Genomic DNA, 270 nt, shown 5'->3' with positions numbered 1-270 from the left:
TTCAAGCAGAAGGCGGCATACGAGATGCTGCGTAGTCTCGTGGGCTCGGCCGGCGCCTGTTCGATACGCACCTGCCAGAGCTGGCAATGCCGCGCGCTATCCAGTTTGCGGGGCTTGCCGTAGGCGGCCAACTGCTTGCTCGCGCGCTCGATCCCGCCGCGCTTTTCGCCGACCAGGAAGAGTTCGCCGCCGGGCAGGCGGGCGGCCAGGCTGGCCAGCAGGTAGTCGGTCAGTTCGCGGGACTTGGGCAGGAACAGAACGGCCGAAGTC

Annotated in this window: 1 pseudogene; it reads right to left on the bottom strand. The window is 67.0% G+C overall.

What is annotated here, in order from left to right:
• Positions 1-270, bottom strand: a pseudogene (locus tag GYB81_RS25400) (hypothetical protein); the annotation flags it as partial.

Origin of the sequence: Pseudomonas yangonensis (assembly GCF_009932725.1) — a bacterium.
Classification (GTDB): domain Bacteria; phylum Pseudomonadota; class Gammaproteobacteria; order Pseudomonadales; family Pseudomonadaceae; genus Aquipseudomonas; species Aquipseudomonas yangonensis.
This window is presented reverse-complemented; position numbering and strand designations above follow the sequence as displayed.